The sequence below is a fragment of the Kushneria marisflavi genome (assembly GCF_002157205.1).
Lineage (GTDB): Bacteria > Pseudomonadota > Gammaproteobacteria > Pseudomonadales > Halomonadaceae > Kushneria > Kushneria marisflavi.
In genome coordinates, this window is sequence record NZ_CP021358.1 from 2,948,815 (window position 1) to 2,966,221 (window position 17,407).

Annotated in this window: 12 protein-coding genes; 11 read left to right on the top strand and 1 reads right to left on the bottom strand. The window is 49.9% G+C overall.

All coding sequences use genetic code 11. The features are described from left to right. Position 1 precedes the first annotated feature (1 nt). The 3 genes from B9H00_RS13475 (at position 2) to B9H00_RS13485 (ending at position 4,910) form a co-directional block, all read left to right on the top strand. A complete protein-coding gene (locus B9H00_RS13475) occupies positions 2 to 823 on the top strand; it encodes an ABC transporter ATP-binding protein (protein WP_086901078.1) in 822 nt (273 codons plus the stop codon). Then, positions 823 to 3,411: an ABC transporter permease gene (locus tag B9H00_RS13480; protein ID WP_086901079.1), complete on the top strand. Its 2,589-nt coding sequence runs from the start codon at positions 823 to 825 to the stop codon at positions 3,409 to 3,411. Before B9H00_RS13475 ends, B9H00_RS13480 begins: the two co-directional genes overlap by 1 nt. 551 nt (positions 3,412 to 3,962) lie before the next feature. Next, positions 3,963 to 4,910, top strand: coding sequence for an ATP-grasp fold amidoligase family protein (locus tag B9H00_RS13485; protein WP_157663225.1), 948 nt, complete (start codon positions 3,963 to 3,965; stop codon positions 4,908 to 4,910). A 69-nt stretch (positions 4,911 to 4,979) separates the two neighbouring features. On the opposite strand, the gene B9H00_RS13490 is transcribed toward B9H00_RS13485, so the two are convergent. Then, on the bottom strand, positions 4,980 to 6,383 hold the full coding sequence (locus B9H00_RS13490; protein WP_086901081.1) for an O-antigen ligase family protein: 1,404 nt from the start codon (positions 6,381 to 6,383) through the stop codon (positions 4,980 to 4,982). A 240-nt stretch (positions 6,384 to 6,623) separates the two neighbouring features. On the opposite strand from B9H00_RS13490, the gene glyA reads away from it, so the two are divergent. The 8 genes from glyA to B9H00_RS13530 all read left to right on the top strand — a co-directional run bounded on the left by glyA (position 6,624) and on the right by B9H00_RS13530 (position 17,372). Continuing rightward, positions 6,624 to 7,886: a serine hydroxymethyltransferase gene (glyA, locus tag B9H00_RS13495; protein WP_086901082.1), complete on the top strand. Its 1,263-nt coding sequence runs from the start codon at positions 6,624 to 6,626 to the stop codon at positions 7,884 to 7,886. 296 nt (positions 7,887 to 8,182) lie between these two features. Beyond that, a complete protein-coding gene (locus B9H00_RS13500; protein WP_086901083.1) occupies positions 8,183 to 8,935 on the top strand; it encodes a hypothetical protein in 753 nt (250 codons plus the stop codon). Between the two features lie 9 nt (positions 8,936 to 8,944). Next, complete coding sequence (locus B9H00_RS13505) at positions 8,945 to 11,599, top strand: CDP-glycerol:glycerophosphate glycerophosphotransferase (RefSeq protein ID WP_086901084.1); 2,655 nt, start codon at positions 8,945 to 8,947, stop codon at positions 11,597 to 11,599. Further along, positions 11,596 to 12,600, top strand: a complete 1,005-nt coding sequence (locus B9H00_RS13510) for a glycosyltransferase family 2 protein (RefSeq protein WP_086901085.1) — start codon at positions 11,596 to 11,598, stop codon at positions 12,598 to 12,600. The genes B9H00_RS13505 and B9H00_RS13510 overlap by 4 nt, the downstream gene beginning before the upstream one ends. A gap of 3 nt (positions 12,601 to 12,603) precedes the next feature. Then, entirely contained in the window at positions 12,604 to 13,062 is a 459-nt protein-coding gene (locus B9H00_RS13515; protein WP_086901086.1) for an adenylyltransferase/cytidyltransferase family protein, read from the top strand. A gap of 18 nt (positions 13,063 to 13,080) precedes the next feature. Then, positions 13,081 to 14,334, top strand: a complete 1,254-nt coding sequence (locus tag B9H00_RS13520) for a hypothetical protein (protein ID WP_086901087.1) — start codon at positions 13,081 to 13,083, stop codon at positions 14,332 to 14,334. Continuing rightward, a complete protein-coding gene (locus B9H00_RS13525; protein WP_236944426.1) occupies positions 14,306 to 15,730 on the top strand; it encodes an undecaprenyl-phosphate glucose phosphotransferase in 1,425 nt (474 codons plus the stop codon). Before B9H00_RS13520 ends, B9H00_RS13525 begins: the two co-directional genes overlap by 29 nt. Before the next feature lie 166 nt (positions 15,731 to 15,896). Then, the gene (locus B9H00_RS13530) at positions 15,897 to 17,372 is read left to right on the top strand and encodes a mannose-1-phosphate guanylyltransferase/mannose-6-phosphate isomerase (RefSeq protein WP_086901089.1); all 1,476 of its coding nucleotides are present in this window, start codon (positions 15,897 to 15,899) and stop codon (positions 17,370 to 17,372) included. Positions 17,373 to 17,407: the final 35 nt, after the last annotated feature.

Sequence of the window (17,407 nt, forward strand, 5' to 3'; positions counted from 1 at the left end):
GATGTCGACTCCAGAAACCAGAAAACAGGACGTTGAGCACCCCAGTCAGGATGACCGTTCACGTCATGGTCGGGATGATCACGCACTAAGCGCACGCCCACAGGATAGAACACCCGTTCTGATGGCGCGCCAGCTTGAAAAGACCGTTGGCAGCGGCGCCAGTGCCATTACCATCCTCAAGGGGCTGGATGTGGAGATTCACGCCGGTGAAAGCGTGGCGATCGTGGGCAGCTCGGGCGCGGGTAAATCCACGCTGCTGGCGCTGCTGGCCGGGCTGGACACACTCACTCATGGCGAGCTTGCCCTGTTTGGCGAGTCTCTGTCATCACTGGATGAAGATGGTCGTGCACGCCTGAGAGCCGGTCAGGTCGGCTTCGTGTTTCAAAACTTTCAACTGCTGCCAACGCTGACCGCGCAGGAAAATGTCCTGTTACCGCTGGAGCTGAGCGAGCGCCGTGTCGATACCGAGCAGGCCCGGCAGTGGCTGGCACGGGTGGGGCTTGAGGCGCGCGTACAGCATCTGCCCAAACAGCTCTCGGGTGGCGAGCAGCAGCGGGTCGCGATCGCGCGTGCCTTTGTCACCCAGCCGGCGCTGGTGTTTGCCGATGAGCCGACCGGCAATCTCGATCGCGCCACGGGCGACCGGGTGGCGGATCTGCTCTTCACGCTCAATCGTGAATCTGGCACCACACTGGTGCTGGTCACTCACGACCCGCAGCTGGCGGCGCGCTGTGACCGTACCCTGACGCTTGATGAGGGCCGTCTGCACACCCACGACGGTACGACGGTGCCGAGCCATGGTCCCGAGGGAGTCGATCGCTGATGACTGCTCGCTCGACTTCCGGGGCCGGCGCTTCGACGCCACCTCCTTCCAGCGGGGGTCTGCACACCCTGCGCCTGGGCTGGGCCGGTTTGCGGCGCGATCTACGGGCTGCCGATGTTCGCGCGCTTTTTATGGCGCTGGTGCTGGCAGTCGCGGCCACCACCATGATTGGCTTTTTCCTGGATCGCATCGGCAGCGCGCTGGAACGGCAGTCCGGACAGCTGTTGGGCGGTGATCTGGTGCTGGTGCAGGGCAATCCATTCGATACGCAGGTGCTCGACACGCTGGAAGATGCCGGGATGACGACGTCTCGTCAGGTCAATACCGTTTCGATGGCAGGGTTTGGTGATCGCTTTCAACTGGCGAGCCTCAAGGGCGTGGCGCCGGCCTATCCGCTGTATGGCAGCTTTCAGGTCGATTTTGGGGATGGTCCGGAGACCACCACCATGCTGCCCGAGCGACACACTGTCTGGGTGGAGCCACGACTGGGGACAGCGCTGGGCCTGAGCCTGGGAGATGACATCACGCTGGGTGATGAACCGTTTCGGGTCAGCGGCTGGATTCTGGAAGAGCCGGATCAGGATGTGGGCCTTGCCAGCTTCAACCCGCGCATCATGATTGATCTGGCCGATCTTGAGCGCTCCGGACTCATGGCACCGGGCGCCCGACTGACCTGGCGTCTGCTGGCGGCCGGTCCGCCGGAGGCGGTGCGCTCGCTGGATGATCAGCTTGAGGCCTGGCAGGATCGCGGCATCCGCGTGATTGATGTGCGCAAGGATAGCCCGCGCATCGGTCGGGCGCTGGAGCGTTCCCAGCAGTATCTGAGCCTTTCCGGGCTGGCTGCCGTGCTGCTGGCAGGTGTCGCCGTGGCCATGGCCACACGTCGCTATGTCGACCGCCATCTGGATACCGCCGCCCTGATGCGCTGCTTTGGTGCCAGTCAGCAACAGCTTGCCCGTATCTTTGCCGCTCAGCTGGCCATGCTGGCGTTGACGGCGGCAGCGGCAGGGGCCGTAATGGGGCTGATCGGGCAGTGGGCACTGTTGAAACTGCTGGTGCAGTTTCTGCCGCTGGAGCTGCCGCCGCCCGGGCCGCTACCGCTGTTGTTGGGCATGCTGACGGCCGTGGCCATTCTGATCGGGTTTGCCGGCCCGACGCTTTTGCGTCTCCGGCAGGTCAGTGCACTCAAGGTGCTGCGTCGCGAGCTGGCACCATTGCCGGCTTCAGGCTGGATCATCATTGCCTGTGCCAGTCTCATGTTCGGTGGGCTTTTGTGGCTCTACAGCGGTGACCTGATCCTTTCAAGCGGATTGCTGGTCGGCGGGCTGATCACGCTGGTGGTGCTGTGGGGCGTGGCACAGGTGATGCTGTCAGTACTCCTTGAAGGTGCGGGTCTGCTGCCACAGCACTGGCGCATGGGGAGCCGACAGCTGGCGCGTCGGCGGCAATCCAGTATCGGGCAGATTCTCGCCTTTGCCGTCACCTTTGCCCTGATGGCCTTGATTGCGCTGGTACGAACCGATCTGATCGACGACTGGCAGTCGAAATTGCCACAGGATGCGCCCAATCAGTTCGCCATCAACATTCAGCCCAGCCAGCGAGAAGGCTTTGTCAGCGCACTGGATGAGATGACCGATAGTCGCTCGGAGGTCTATCCGATCGTGCGTGGGCGACTGGTTGAAATCAACGGCGTGACCGCGCGGGATGCGGTGCCGGAAAAAGCGCGCAACGATGGCAACCTGCGACGCGAAATCAATCTGACCTGGGCGGCCACCATGCCCGCCAATAATACCCTGACGCAGGGTCGCTGGTTCTCGAACGACGGCTTTTCAGGCGACAGCGAAACGGCACCAGCAACCCGCGATGCGCCTGTAGGTGTGTCGGTGGCAGAAAGCATGGCGAAGGATTTTTCACTCGCCCTCGGCGATCGTCTGACCTTCGACATCGGCGGGCGTGAGGTAACGGCCAGAATTACCAGCCTGCGCCAAGTGGATTGGGAGTCATTTCAGCCCAACTTCTTCGTCATTTTCCCGCCCGGGCCGCTTGAGCGCTTCAGCCACAGCTTTATCACCGCCTTTCATCTGCCCGCCAGCGAGCAGCAGGCGCTGGGGCCGTTGATACAACAATACCCGTCGGTATCGCTTCTGGACATTGATGCCATCCTGCAGCAGGTACGTGATCTGCTGAGTCAGGTCTCTCGAGCCGTAGAGCTGGTGCTTTTGTTTGTACTGCTGGCGGGTATTGCCGTGCTCTATGCCGCGCTGACGGCGTCCCTGCCGGCGCGTGCGCATGAATGGGCGCTGCTCAGAGTATTTGGTGCCGGCGATAAAAGGCTGGTGAGCACCCAGCTGGCGGAATTTGGCTGGCTGGGTTTTGCCAGCGGCCTGCTCGGTGCCATGCTGGCAGAAGGCATCAGTGCGCTGCTTTATGGCGTATGGCTGGATCTCGATGTGCGGCTGCACTTGAGTCTGTGGCTTTTGATGCCTTTAAGTGGGGCGCTGTTGATTGGCGGCATCGGCTATCTGCTCAGTACGCCGCTTCGGCGTCAGGCGCCGATGGAGAGCCTTCGACTGCTGGGGGAGGGGTAGTCAATTCGCTGGTGGTCACCAAACCCCTTCATGCCAATATTTGGTTGGTCATGAGCAAACAGTTTGGTGCTTGCTGGAACGCAGGCGATGACATCAAGTTTTTTGAAACGGCCTGTTTTCATTGAAAGATGATGTCATCCTTTTTCAAGTTTAGCCGTTTTTCCGAACTAGCTGATCAAGTGTTTCATGATTTTTATCTGAAGTACGGGTAGCTCGGGATTGATGTATTCATTCAACAATAAAAAGGAAATTCGTAAAGTCAGCAGAATGTAGTAAAAAATCATGATGATCTACTTTGGTGCATGTGCGCCCTTTTTTGGTGCTTGAAAAGCGGTTCTGCATAGTTGTATCGCAGCCACCCCTATACATTGTCATCGCTCTGACAGCCTTTCTCACAATATCGCGGCTTTTCATTATAAAAAGGCGCCAGAGAACCCGCTGATTGTCGATCGCAACGCTTCGTTGGCAAGCAGGGGTAGAGATGACAACCCGCCATGAATCATGTGCGGGATTTTGTCATTGATGTCGATCTCATCAAGGGACATGAATGCATGAGAAAGCTGCGAAGTCTGATCTATCGGCTTTTCAAGAAATCGCCGGATATCATCTATTTTAATCTGACTTATCTGCGCCTCCATGGTCGCTTTTGTAATTTCAGATCGCCGAAAAGCGTCAGTGAAAAAATCTTTTATCGAATGCGTTATCCACATCCCAGCTTTTCAACGCTGGCGGACAAGGTAGCAGTACGTGCCTATATCCGTGAGCGTGCCGGCGAACAATATCTGGTTCCCTTTGTCGGGGTTTACGACACGATCACGGAGCGTGAACTGAACCGGATTCAGGAACCCTTTGTCATCAAGGCCAACCATAGTGCCGGTCAGGTAAAGGTGGTCAAAAAGCCCTGGCACACGGACATGTTTGAGCTGGCCCGCGAGGCCAATCAGTGGCTGCACTATGATTACGCAAGCCTGCACCGCGAAAAGCATTATCGTGCCATCAAGCCGCAACTGGTCATTGAAAAGGCACTGCTGATCGATGGTGAGGTTCCGGCGGACTACAAGGTTCTGGTGCTGAATAACGGGCAGGAGCAGGATATCTATATCCAGCTGATTGCCGGTCGCTTTACCGATATTCGCTGTCAGTTCTTTACCGAAGACTGGAAGATTGCGCCCTTTAACCGCCGTGGCTACAAGCCTTTGCAGGGCGAAGAGCTGGAGGCGCCGGAATGTCTCAATGAAATGATTCAGGTGGCCAAAGCGCTTTCAGAACCCTTCAGCTTCTGTCGCGTGGATTTCTTTGTGGTTGGCGGCCGCTGTTACGTAGGAGAGTTGACTTTTACGCCTGTTGCCGGCGAATTCGTTCTGGACCCGACCAGTGCCGATATCGAACTGGGTGAAAAAATCGCATTTCCGGAAAATATCGATCTGAGCCAACCGCCCAGGCAGTCTCCCAAGACCACAAAACGTGCTCCTGTCGCCGAAAGTGCTCGGGCCTGGTGATTTGGGCTGACAAAAAATTGAGCTGACAGAAACAGGAACGGCAGCCTGAGGGCTGCCGTTTTTTATGGTCTACCGATACAGGCTGTCTGATGACGGCTGGATATGACGAGCAAGGCGTCGGCGCATGCCAAAGGTATAGGCCATGCCCCCCACGGCGCCGATCCAGTACACCCCGGTGCGATAATTCACGTAGCTTTCAAACAGGTTCACGATAAACCAGAACACAAAAAACAGGGCAACAAAGACGGCCATGTCGTTTGGCATGTCGCCGCGTCGCCAGCTTTTCCAGGCCGACAGGCCGACCGTGATGGTCAGCGCGATCCAGACTGCCAGCCCCAGCACGCCATTGGCAATCAGCAGGGACATCATGCTGTTGTGAAAATGGCGCAGATTGTATGTGTCGGCAATCGCACCCAACGTGGTATCGCCTACCGGGTTGGTGCTTTGAAGCAGAAGCGGAATGTGGCTCTTGGGGCCCCAGCCGAACCAGGGTTGCTCAGCGACCAGCTGCAAACCATAGTGCCAGGCATGAATGCGAAAGCCGATGCTTGAGAAGGGGACGTTGCGGAGATCGCCCTGTAGCACTTCGAGAATGACATCATGTTCCTTGAACACCCTTGCCGCGACCTGATCGCCATATAGCGCGCCCAGTGTCACGGCAAGGACCGCAAGCACAATACTCGACAGCAGGATCTGTCTAAGCATGCGACGCGACTGGATATGCCCCCGCAGGATCATGACCACAAGACCTGCCATTGCCAGCAGGGCCACGACAATCACGCCCAGCCAGCTGGCACGGGTCATGGTAATGGCCCATGCAAACAGGGAAAGCAGCGCCACTGCGGCAAACCCCAGTCTGGCCAGCCATTTCAAAACCAGCTGATAGCCAGCGCTTTCCTGAAAGAAACGCCAGACAAAGCAGGCCTGTGCGATCAGGATGCCACCCGCGCAGACGCCGGCATGCTGCCAGTTCTTGAAGCCCAGCGTGGGTCGTTTACCTTCCTGTACGAATCTGAGCAGCGTCTCCATGTCCTGACCGGTGAAGATGGCGCCCAGTACCATACCCAGTATCAGGGCGGTCAGAGTCCACAGGGCAATTCGAGGATTACCGGCCATGAACCAGGCAATCGGCAGGATCATGAAGACCTTGGAGAGCTGGCGCATGGAGCGCACTTCATCGCGTGCATACTCGGGAAACATCTGAATCGCTGCCGGGAGGGTTACCAGTTGAAGTGCCAACCAAAGGGCCAGCAGTATCCACAGAGGGTCACTAAAGGCGCGAGCTCTTCCCGGTTGTGACAGGAGCGCCACGAGATATAACGGCACCAAAAGCGATTCGAAGGCTCGAGTCACTTCCAGATTCAAAACCCAGGTGAACATATACAGCAACAGGGCAACAACACCGATGCGGTGGCACCAGCGAGTGGCGGCATTGTGATTCCATGCCGGTACGGGGGGGAGGGACGCAATCATGAGTCAACGGTCGGCATAAGAGAAGAAGAAAGCGATGTAGCCGGAATGCTACGGTAAAACGCCCGGATTGACTAACCGCTTTAAGCTCAATGCTGGTGAGTGTCGTGGTCAGGATAGACGGGGCCGCGTTTCAAGTGAAAGGCCCAAAAGCGTTGTGTATGATGGCGGGCAATGTCTTTTCTTCACGCGCCTGTCCAGCCCGTCCGGTGCGTTTTTACTCTTCTGGTATCGAGGAAGTTCATGTTCACACGCGATATGACCATTGCCGGCTATGACGATGCACTCTGGCAGGCCATGCAACAGGAAAACGGCCGCCAGGAAGATCACATCGAGCTGATCGCCTCGGAAAACTACACCAGCCCGCGCGTCATGATCGCCCAGGGCTCTCAGCTGACCAACAAGTATGCCGAAGGCTACCCCGGCAAGCGCTATTACGGCGGTTGTGAATTTGTTGACGTGGTTGAAGAGCTGGCCATCTCCCGTGCCTGCGAACTGTTTGGCTGTGACTACGCCAATGTTCAGCCGCATGCTGGTTCTCAGGCCAACAGCGCCGTCTTCCAGGCGCTGGTCAAGCCGGGCGACACCATCCTGGGTATGAGTCTGGATGCCGGTGGTCACCTGACCCATGGCGCCAAACCCAACTTTTCCGGCAAGCACTACAACGCCGTGCAGTACGGACTCAACGACAAGGGCCTGATCGACTACGACGAAGTCGCGCGTCTGGCTCGTGAACACCAGCCGAAAATGATCATTGCCGGCTTCTCGGCTTATTCACAGATCATCGACTGGGCACGGTTCCGCGAGATTGCAGACGAAGTGGGCGCCTGGTTTTTTGTCGACATGGCCCACATCGCCGGTCTGGTGGCGGCAGGTGAATACCCCAGCCCGCTCAAGCACGCCCATGTGGTCACGACCACCACGCACAAAACGCTTCGTGGTCCGCGTAGCGGCCTGATCCTTTCCGCGTCCGGTGATGCTGATCTCTACAAGAAGCTAAACTCGGCCGTGTTCCCGGGCGGACAGGGTGGCCCGTTGATGCATGCCATCGCTGCCAAGGCTGTCTGCTTTAAGGAAGCGCTGGAACCCGAGTTCAAGGCCTACCAGCAGCAGGTTGTCAAGAACGCCAGGGTGATGGCCGGTGTCTTCATGGAGCGCGGCTTTGACGTGGTCTCCGGTGGTACGGAAGATCACCTGTTCCTTCTCTCGCTGGTCAAACAGGGCCTGACCGGCAAGGACGCGGACGCCGCTCTGGGTCGTGCTCACATCACGGTCAACAAGAACGCCGTCCCAGGTGACCCGCAAAGCCCGTTCGTGACTTCCGGCCTGCGTATCGGTACCCCTGCCGTGACCACGCGTGGCTTCAAGGAAGACGAATGTCGCGAGCTGGCCGGCTGGATCTGCGATATCCTTGATGCCATGCAAAAGGGTGACAGCGCTGATGCAGAAGAGACGGTGAAGAACCAGGTTGCCTGTGTTTGTGAAAGGCTGCCTGTTTACTCCTGAAGTCCTGTTTGTATAAACTTCAGATATTCGCACCGCATTCGAACCGCACCCCAAGGTGCGGTTTTTTGTTGCAGGAATTCGGAAAATAACTGCTCGGATCAAATCTATAAAAGCAGATGTTGGCAGTATTACCCATGAGATGGTTAGTGCAGAGAGTGATGCGGCTACTGAAATTTATTCAGCGAATGCTGCATAGGAAATAATAAGTCACGTATTTGAAGTGTCATTTTTATAAAGCATTAGAAAGGTTTTTAAAACTCGTACTTTAGGAGTTTACTGCGAAGAGGTTTAAAGGTTTGAAAACGCATTTTCAGAAGCTTTTCTACATTGTTTTGTTCTTCTTTAAATCCCCTAAAGGACTTTATTTTTGGGGATGTTTTTTCCTTGCCAGTTCAAAGGTGCTGCAAACAATCGCTTTTTTCCTGCCTATCAAAGTATTGATCATGCTCGGCTCGGAAAAGATGCCGAAATACCTTTCTCCATTTAGCGAGTACATGAATTATAATGATGTTCTAGTATTTTTAATTGCAATAGTGCCCGTGGTATACGTTATGCATCTTGCATTTGGTATTTTTTTTCGACTATTGATTGACAAGGATGTCGCTCGTTTTACACAAAAAGAGTATCACGTGGATGGGTATGGAAATGCTAACCTCGGCAAGCTCAAAAGACTGCACAATCATACATCAAAAGCCTTTTCGGACATCATCGTCTTTTTACTGACCAGTGTTATATTGCTGTTGATTAATCCAATTTTAACGCTGGCCATATGGGTAGTAACCCTTTTGAACCTGAGCCTTTTTGTGAAAAAGGCCTTTTACGTTCATGACGATACTCGGATTACCATTTTGAAGCTTCATAAGCGACAGTTTGTCGAATATATCGCATCAAGTAATTACCTGATCGTTTTTGCGCTACTGGTTGTGCAAATGTATCTGGTGTCTGGTGAAATATATGGGGCAATTTTAGCTTTGCTTTTATCACGACAATTGTTTCAAGCTGTTCAAAGATTCTCAATAGAAAATATTTACTTCAGCAAACTGATATAGAGGTTGGTCATGCTGCAAAAAAGTTATAGTAATTTTATTAAAAACAAAAGAAAAAGAAAGAGGGGTGAAAAGTTAAAAAACTATTTTAACAGTGAGCAAGTATATGACGAGGTTTGTAAGGGAAAAAAAAGAATAGCTCCTAAAGGTTTTTCGGTTAGTATTATTATAGCAATGTATAACTCAGAAGAAGATATAGACGTTTGTTTGACATCTTTAGTTAATCAAACCATTGAGTTCAAGCAGTGCATAGAAGTAATACTTGTTGATGATGGGTCCACAGATTCCACTCAAAAGAAATGTGAAAAGTGGGTGTGTGAGTACCCAGAAAATATTTTTTATTATAAGCAGAGTAATCAAGGAGTTGCTGGAGCTAGGAATTTTGGCATTGATAAAGCCACCAAGGAATGGCTAAGTTTTATAGATTCAGATGACTTTGTTAATGGAAAATATTTTGAGGAGATATGCGCCCTTTTAAATAAGCATGTTGAGAATCAACCTGATATTATTTCTTGTAATGTGCTGGTCTTTAAAGATGGAAAGGATGAAATTTCAGCCTCTCATCCATTGAACTATAAATACCGTGAGGGCGGTATGATAGTTAACATAGATCACTGCTCAAGTCATGCAGTTCAACTGTTCGCTAATTCATGCCTTGTAAAAAACAATGTGGTAAAAAATAACAATATAATTTTTCCAGATATAAAGCCTAGTTTTGAAGATGGTTATTTTATCAATCATTATATGTTGGTGAGTAACAAATTAATGATTTTGTCTCCGCGTTCAAAATATTTTTATAGGAAGAAAGAAAATAGTCAGTCATTGATATCCACATCGTGGGATAAGAAAGAGAGGTATAATGAGCAAATAAAAGGTTATTTGAGCCTGTGCAAATTGGCTATGAAGCTTCAGGGAAGCGTTCCTGATCGAATTCAAAAAGTAGTTGCATACGACTTGATGTGGCATTTTAAACATTCGGTTGGAAACGAAAAAAAGATATCTTTTTTGAGTGATGAGGATAAATACCAGTACAAGCTTCTTTTGAAAGAGGCTTTTAAGTATGTAAATCAAGAAAACATAAGGTTTATTGAAAGATTCAATTTTGGTCTGTTTTATGAATATGGGATCTATAATTTTGCGTTTAGCGAGATTGATGCTAGCGAAATAAATATTTTAGATGTTGATGGCCAGCAAAATGTTAAGTATAGATACTTTACTAATGAAAAAGATTTTAAGATTTATCCTGTAGTCTTAGGTCAAAAGTTAGTGCCTGTTCATGAAAAGATAAAACAATCCAACTTCTTGGGAGAGGTTTTCGCTTTCGAACATATTGCCTGGGTTAATGTGGGTGATAGAGATTATATTTCATTTGAGGATTCTAATAAAAAAGTAAAGCCTGTAAAAATTGGAAGAAACCCTAATTCAAAAAAAATGGATGGAGTTTTTTGTAATCAAATAAAAAGATTTTATAGAAAAAATAAAATAAACGATAAAGCTTTTGAAGTTAGCAAGAAGTTTTATAGGAAAGCTTCGTCTACTTTTTTGAGCCAAAAGTTCGATAGCTGCTGGCTATTTATGGATAGAGATACTCAAGCAGATGACAATGCCGAATACTTCTATGAGTTCGTTAGTAAAAATAAGCAAGAAAATATATGGTTTGTTTTAAGAAAAAATTCTTTTGATTGGAAAAGGTTAAAGGAAAAAGGATTCAAGCTAATAGAGTATGGATCGATAAGTCATAAGCTTGCGCTGCTTAAATGTGAATTCCTGATTTCGTCTCATGCCGACGAGTATATTATTAATGTAATGCCGCAAAAATTTTACAAAGATATTTTAAAGTATAAATTCATTTTTTTGCAGCACGGCGTTATTAAGCATGACATGTCTTCATGGCTAAACAATAAAAATATAAGCTTGTTTGTTACTTCTACAGCAGATGAGTTTTGTTCAATAGCAGGTGATTTCAATTCATATAATTTCACAAAAAAAGAAGTTGCTCTTACAGGTTTGCCTAGGCATGATTGCCTTTACAAGAAGAAGAAAAGAGATGATAAGAGTAGAATTGTTATTATGCCCACATGGCGTAAAGGGATTGTTGGTAAAACTATAGGTTTAACTAATGAGCGGCATTATAATAATGATTTTATCAATACTGAGTATTTTTGCGAATGGAACAAATTTTTTAAGTCCGAGTTCCTGAAAAAAATGGCTTTTCAAGATATTGAAGTTATTTTATTTATGCATGCCAATATAGAACCTTATGTCGCTGAGTTTGACACGTCAAATGTCAAAGTTCTGCGTCATGGTGACGTTGACAGTATGCAAGACTTGTTTGTAGATTCAGATTTGATGATTACGGATTATTCCTCCGTAGCATTTGAAATGGCTTTTTTACAAAAACCCGTTATTTATTATCAGTTTGATAGGCTTTCCGTTTATAGTGGGGAAAGTCTATATGTTGAAGGCTATTTTAATTTTGAAAATCATGGCTTTGGTCCTGTTTTAACTGAGCAAGCCCAATTGGAGGAGAGTGTTGCGAACTATCTCGAAAATGATTTCAAAATCGATGATAAATATATAGGCAGGATGAAAAAAACATTTCCATACGAAAAGGGAAAAGCTTGTGAAAGAGTATATCAAGAGATCGTTAAAAGGCGATCGCAATGATTGCCAGCTTTGAAAATATAAAGATATCTTTTGTTTTTCCATGCAGGGATGCTTCTTCGTGGACAGAGTATTGTACAAAAAAATTGCAGAAATTAAGGTCTTCCGTATGGGAGGCTATTTTTGTTGATGATCATAGTGACGAAAAAAACTTTGAGTTGCTGAAGTTTCAACTATCTCAATATCAAACTCTGCCGGTGCGCTTGGAGCAGTCACCGGGACAGGGGCCAGGCCCTGCTCGTAATACAGGGCTTCGGTTAGCCAAAGGAGAATATATAGCATTTCTCGACGTTGATGATGAATGGCAGTTAGAGCGCTTGATTGCCCTTGCTGAAAACTCAACATCTGATGTGGTGATGTATAACCATCAGCGTCGTTATGCCGATGGGTCTATCAAGATGAATCAGGCTTCGGGCATTCTGGAAGCTGTTAATGGCCATGAAATCAACATTGAAAATATCCATGACCGACAGCGTCTTTTTTATAATTTCAATGTTTGCTGGAATAAGCTGTGTCGGCGAGAATTTTTGATAGGAAACAACCTTTTTTTTCATGAAGGTATTTATGAGGATATTGACTGGTCTTTTCTGTGTCTTTCGCTTGCTTCAACGGTTTCCGTAACGAGTGATGTGCTTTACACCTATGTGCAGCACGATGGCTCAGTGCTAAAACAAAATGGTATACAGCATCTTGCAATAATAGAAGCTTATCATCGAGCTATGGAAAACTCGGTCCGCATGAATGGCCGCTTTCAGGAAGTAATCAAGGATAAGTCAATAAAGCATTTCTTCGCGGTTTTGCAGTCAAATGCTCGTTTAGCCCCAGAAAATAAAAAAGTATTTTTGAAAAAAATATCCATTTTTGTTCGCACTTGGTTTTCAGCGTCTGAGTTTTTCAGGTTGCCTACAGTTCCTTTATGGAAAAAGATGGTGGCCTATTTTGATATTTATTGGTTGTGGTCGTTAACTAGAAAAGCTAAAACCCTTAAATCAGCATTAAGGTGAGATATGAAAACCATAATTACCTATGGCACCTTTGATATGTTTCATATCGGCCATCTTAATCTGCTTGAAACGCTTGCCTCTATGGGCGGGCGCGTTATTGTCGGTGTGTCTACCGATGAATTTAATGAGAAAAAGGGTAAAAAAGTCCTTATTCCTTATGAGCAAAGAGCCAGAATTGTCAAAAATATAAAGTTCGTTGATGAAGTCATTCCGGAGTTCTCTTGGGAACAAAAGCGTGATGATGTGGTCAAGTATGGGGTAGATATTTTTGCTATCGGTGAAGATTGGAAAGGTGAGTTCGATTTTTTATCTAATCTTTGTGAAGTTAAATATTTGCCCAGAACCAGAGATATATCAACAACCGAGCTGAAGAAGTCGCTCAAGAATTTTTTATCGATTCCGCAGGAAGATTTAATCAGGGCGTTCGAGGTGATAGAATTGCTTAGAAGGGACCTTGAGTAATCACCTTTTAGGGCTGCAATGAACATAGAACTTGAAAAGTCATATCGGTTACTTCGTTTTTTAAATGCGCCCAAGCCTCATTGGTTCAAGGTGCTTTTTGGTTACCTTTCAAAACTATACCTTTTAGTATTGGGCTTGCCTGCTGCTTACCGACAGGACACGTTCAACCTTGCATTCGAAGACAATGGCATCAAGATTGCTGTGCGCCGGTTTATCTGGTCTTTGCATACCAGCTGGTTTCCGGTTCAGATGCGTTCTGACTACTTTTTCGATATTTCAGAGCGATTGGGGGAAAAGGCGTCACTGTCTCTGGTCGAATGGCTCCGGTCCAATAAGCACATCGCGCATTTTGAGCGCAGCATCTGGTGTGCAGACCTTGCCAGCGGGCTAATAGATAAGCAGCACGAAGATGAACTGACGTTCAGGCTCACGCCGAATGAAAAGGCATACCAGTATGATCGTCATTTCAAGAGTGCTATTAACAGTGCCGTGCAGGATATCGACAGGTTGCTTGAAAAGGAGATGGAGACGTCCAAGGCGATCCATTTCAAGAAACTAAAGGACTCTTTCAACAAGGAAGAGGCCTATTCTGCGCTGCGTGATACCAAGACACTGTTCACCACCCTGGGGTGGGAGTGGTTTGTCATCAGCGGTACCTTTTTGGGAGCTGTGCGTGAGCAGGATTTTTTGGGTCACGACTATGACATCGATATCGGTGTGCTCTATGAGCAGTTCGATATGGCGGCTCTGTCTGCGGCCGTGGAGAGCTCTGAAAATTGGTCGATCAAGTCTTCCAGTCAGTGCCTGTACCGCACCCCGCAGCCCGATGGTGATGTAGTGTATCACCGCATGGAAAAGCCGATTTTGGTCAAGATCAAACATCACACGGGGCTGATCGTGGATGTGTTTATCCATGTGCGTGAAAACGGCCTTTTATGGCACGGTTCTGCTATCCATCGCTGGGATAATGAAGATTTTTGGGTGGCTGAATACTTTCTTGGAAAGGAGAGCGTAAAAGGCCCTGATGAAGCTGATCGGTATCTGACGGAAAACTATGGAGACTGGCGTACACCCGTCAAGAAGTTCGATTGCAGTATCGATCCCCCGAATATCAGCTACTCCAATACGGCTAAATCAGTCAGTTACCTTTTGAAGGTCACCTACCGGTTTTTGTTAAATGGTGAGCGCGAGCAGGCCAGACGCTATATCGATACCATGACTGAAAAGGGCGTGCTTGCCAGGCGTGATGGTCACCTGCTGTTTGAAGATTGATGGTGCTACCTGTCCAGATATGAAAAACATTTCGGGGTTTTCGGTTTATTCGAGTCTGGTCGCAAGGCTGGCAGATGCTTCCTGTATCATTGCTGCCGGCTTTGTGGCCTATTATTTCAGGTTTGGCCACGAGCCTGAGCTCATCGAGAGATACCAATGGATGATGCTGTCGGGCACGCTGCTCGGCAGTATCATTTTTTCTGCCTGTGGCATCTACAAGTCATGGCGCGGGGCAGTGCATGTGGTTCTGGTCAAGCTATTCAGCCGCGCCTTCCTGATTCTGGTGGCCATCATTGCTGCCTATCTGTTCTTCACGCAGACAGGTGAGCGGTTCTCACGCTTGTGGTTGGGGTATTGGTTAATCCTTTCCTTTTGCTTTTGCGTGGGTCTGCGCACGGTGGCCTATCCGGTTCTCAATCGCCTACGCAAGCGGGGTAAAAACCGCAAGAAAGTCATGTTGATTGGCAATAAAAAATCATGCATGCCTGCCGTGGCGAGATTGAAAAGGTTACCGTCGGCTGGTTTTGATGTAGTAGCGGTCAGGACCCTCTCATCAGAACAGTGTATTTCCTTTCGTGATATCGACTGTGACACCTTTGATCCTCAAAGAGATGTCAAAATGGTTGTGGATGAGATATGGGTCTGCTTACCACTCAGCCATGGACAGCAGGTTGAAAACGTTCTGAATGTTTTTAAATCAACGTTTGCCAATGTTCGTTACATGCCGGATATGCGCGAGTTTTTGTTGATCAACCATGATGTATCGACCGTAGCAGGCATGTATTTACTCGATATGTCATGTAGTCCCATGAATGGCAATGCCAGAGTCGTAAAGGAAATTGAAGACAAACTGCTGGGTTTGCTGATATTCATACTGACCTTGCCTGTCATGTTGATAGTGCCCATTTTGATAAAGTTGACCTCAAAGGGACCTGTTTTTTACAAACAAAAAAGAATGGGGTGGAATGGTAAGTCTTTTAATATGCTTAAATTCCGGACCATGCCTATCAATAATGAAAAAGAGGGGGTTACTTGGGGCAACGCCAGTCGAAAAAAGACAACGCCTGTCGGCAGGTTTTTGAGAAAAACCAGCATCGATGAATTTCCGCAGATTTTTAATGTACTCAAGGGCGATATGTCGCTGGTCGGTCCGCGGCCGGAACGGGTTCAGTTTGTTGAAAGGTTCAAACATGAAATACCGGGCTACATGCAAAAGCATATGGTCAAGGCCGGTATGACCGGTTGGGCGCAGGTACATGGCTGGCGCGGTGACACTTCGCTTGAAAAGCGCATTGAGATGGACCTCTGGTATATCGAAAACTGGTCTTTCTGGTTGGACATGAAGATCTTTTATCTCACCGTGTTACACGGTTTCATCAATCGCAACGCAGGCTGAGCTACCCGGATAGCCACCAACTGTTGGCTGTCTGAAACCTTGCTTTCATGGCAGGGTATGTCTCACGCCTATCCTGATTCGAGGCCATGCCTTGCGTTAGCCCATATGACAAGATGATCTCGTTGTCGGCTATGCTGTTATCAAGCTTTTTTCAGTCGAGTCCGTCATGCCAAACGCTCTCTCCAACGCCTCTGATCCGCTGATCCCCGTTGTGCTTTCCGGTGGGTCAGGCACCCGGCTCTGGCCGGTTTCCCGTCGCGATTATCCCAAACAGTTTTTACCCCTGATGGATGCCGAGCACTCTCTGCTGCAGCAGACCCTCCAGCGCCTTGAAGGGATGGCGGAGGTTGGTGCGCCCATTTTGGTCTGCAACGAGGTGCACCGTTTTCTGGTCGCCGAGCAGTTGCGCCAGATCGATATGGCGCATGGGGGAATCCTGCTTGAGCCTGCCGGGCGCAATACGGCGCCTGCCATCGCGCTGGCCGCGTTTCAGGCGCTGAACACCCATGAAGATGCGCTGCTACTGGTGATGCCGGCCGATCACGTCATCGGGGATGTTCAGGTCTTTCATCAGGCGCTTGAAAGGGGGCGAGCAATGGCGGAGCAGGGAAGGCTGGTCACCTTCGGCATTACGCCGACATCCCCCCATACCGGCTACGGCTATATTCGCGCCGGTACGCCGATGGGTGAGGGCTTCACCGTTGATGCCTTCGTTGAAAAGCCGAACAGCACAACGGCGCAGACTTATCTCTCGAAAGGGAAATATTACTGGAACAGCGGCATGTTCATGTTCCGCGCACAAACGTATCTGGCAGCGCTTGAGCAGCACGCGCCAGAGATTTTGGAGGCCGTGACACGAGCCTGGCAGACATGTACACGCGATCTGGACTTTACCCGGGTCGATCATTCGGCCTTCGAGCAAAGCCCGGATATTTCAATCGACTACGCCGTGATGGAGCATACAGATCAGGCAGTGGTGCTGCCGCTGGCAAGCCCCTGGAGCGATATCGGCGCCTGGGATGCGGTCTTTGAGGCACGTGGCGATGAGCGCGATGCGCAAGGCAATGTCTCGACCGGCGATGTGCTGCTGCACGACACCACGGACAGCCTGGTCATGAGCCAGTCACGGCTGGTCGCGACGCTTGGGCTTGCCAATATCGTGGCCATCGAGACCGAGGATGCCATTTTGCTGGCCGATCGCAGCCGCATGCAGGACCTCAGGCATGTGGTGGCAAGGCTTGAACGTGACGGGCGTACAGAAAGTCGTGCCCATTGCCGGGTTCATCGGCCCTGGGGCTGGTATCGCACGATGGTTCGAGAGCTTGGCTTTCAGGTCAAGGAGATCATGGTGACGCCGGGCGCGGCCCTGTCACTGCAGATGCATCATCACCGCGCCGAGCACTGGGTCGTGGTGCAGGGGACGGCGAAAGTGACCCGGGCCGATCGCGATGACCCGGCGATGACCTCACTGCGCTCGATGCTGGTGACCGAGGATGAGTCCATATATCTGCCGCTGGGCACAGTGCATCGTCTGGAAAACCCGGGCAAAGTGCCGCTCAAGCTGATCGAGGTACAGACCGGGCGCTATCTCGATGAAGATGACATCGTGCGCTTTGAAGATGTCTATAACCGGGTTGAGTGACCGCTGGGCGGACGTTCTCCGGCCCTGATGCGCCC